Origin of the sequence: Microvirga lenta (genome assembly GCF_020532555.1) — a bacterium.
In the GTDB taxonomy this organism is placed as follows: domain Bacteria; phylum Pseudomonadota; class Alphaproteobacteria; order Rhizobiales; family Beijerinckiaceae; genus Microvirga; species Microvirga lenta.
In genome coordinates this window covers 1-1749 of sequence record NZ_JAJBBR010000029.1, presented here as the reverse complement: position 1 = coordinate 1749, position 1749 = coordinate 1, and the positions used below count along the sequence as shown (strand labels likewise).

The following is a 1749-nucleotide window of genomic DNA, read 5'->3' as shown; positions in this document are numbered from 1 at the left end:
AGCCGGCGGATTTCTCCGCCGGCTCGTTGTTTTGGTGTGGGGCGAGGTGTGGGATTACTCCCAGACCCGCAGCTCGGCCTGCTGGTTGCGCGGCAGACGCTGGAAGCTGTCGATCTGATCGCGATAATCGTCCATCGCCTCGATGTCCTGCTCCGTCACTCCGCGGATGAACAGCTGATCGCCCCGAAGCCAGAACCGCTCCAGCGGAAACGCCACACGGTCCGCCCCGATCCCGAGAAAGCCGCCCGACTCCACCACCACGAACTGACGCCCCTGCGGCGTGGTGATCACCCGGTCCACCTCGCCGATCTCCTGGCCGCGCAGGTTGCGCACCTCCATGTCCTCCAGCGACGCCACCCCGATCGGCTGCATGCGCACGTTCTCCTGGTTGATCGCCGCCGTGTTCTCCACGTCGCCCACCCCCAGCGTCTCACGCGCCCGCTGCTGCTCCTCCGGCGTCACCTCGGCCGACACCGCCGCCTGCTGCTGGCGCTGCTGCTGCTGGGCCTGCTGCTGGGCCTGCTGCTGACCCTGCATCTGCTCGTAGCGGATGGTGGGCTGGCCCTGGGCCTCGTTGAAGATCACCCGCGGCTCGCCCGTGCGCTCGTACGACACCTGCGGCTGGTCCGCCCGCTGCAGGTTCACGTTCGCCTCCTGCTGCGGCGGGATCACCTGCACCCGCGGCTGGGCCGGGTTCACGGTCGCCACCGCCTGGCGCTGCTCGGGCTGCACCACCCGCACCTCCGGCTGCGGCTGGTTCACCTGAACCTGCGGCTGGGCCATCGACACGTTCACGTCCGGCTCGGGCATGCGCACGATGATCTCCGGCTGCGGCTGCTGCACCGTGATCGTCGGCGGCGCCTGGCGCACGATGATCTGCGGCCGCGGCTGGCGCACCGTCACGTTCGGCTGCGGCTGCTGCACCACCACCCGCGGCTGGGCCTGCTCGACCTGCACCTGCGGCTGCGGCTGGCGCACCACGATCTCGGCGCCGTCGGCCTGCGCCTGCTGCTGGCCCGCCGGCACCGCCACCACGGCCACGACGAAGCGCTCGCTGTCCTGCACCGGCTGGTAGGCGTTCTGGTCATAGGCCTGCAGCTGGCGCAGCTGCTGCTCGTTGCCGCGCACGGTGACGCGGTTGCCCTGCAGGGCGATGCGGTTGGCCGGCACCACGACCTGGCGGCGCTCGCCCAGAGCCTGGCCGGTGGTCATGACCGCATAGGTCTGGTTGTCGCGTCCGCGCACGATGGCGTTGACGGTGCCGATCTGCTCGCCCTGCGAGCTGTAGACCGGCTGGTTGCGCATCTGGGCCGCGGCAACCTGACCCTGCTGACCCTGCTGACCCTGCTGGGCCTGTTGCGCCTGCTGGCCCTGCTGCTGGGCCGACGGGTTGGTCTGTGCGATGGCGGCCGACGCGAGGGCCGTGGTGCTGAGAAGCGCAGCGACTGCAATGAGCTTCATGATCTCGTCTCCAAACTTGGCACAGCGCAGCCCGGAGCCGTGTCGGGGCTCCTGGCTCACCTGCGCATTCACCTATGGAACGGGCATTGGTCTGTTGCGGCCCGCATCGATCCGGTCGATCCGGTCAGGCATCGGCGCCTGACCTGCCGGGGCCGCTGCAACGCCCCCGGAGAGAGCCTCGAGTGTCCCGGCTCGACCTTCGGTGAATGAATGTTCAGACTCCTCCGACGTTCCGCCCCCCGCTCCCGCCCATCACAGAAGTTGGTACGCCACATGACACTCGGCGTT

1 protein-coding gene is annotated in these 1749 nt (G+C 69.4%); it reads right to left on the bottom strand.

Annotated features, from left to right (window positions below):
* Window positions 1-54: 54 nt before the first annotated feature.
* Window positions 55-1461, bottom strand: a complete 1407-nt coding sequence (locus LGR44_RS21650; protein ID WP_226742790.1) for a PRC-barrel domain-containing protein — start codon at window positions 1459-1461, stop codon at window positions 55-57.
* Between the last annotated feature and the right edge of the window lie 288 nt (window positions 1462-1749).

Excerpts from the sequence above, each read along its gene's own strand:
- LGR44_RS21650 (WP_226742790.1), bottom strand. The coding sequence starts at position 1,461 with ATGAAGCTCATTGCAGTCGCTGCGCTTCTCAGCACCACGGCCCTCGCG.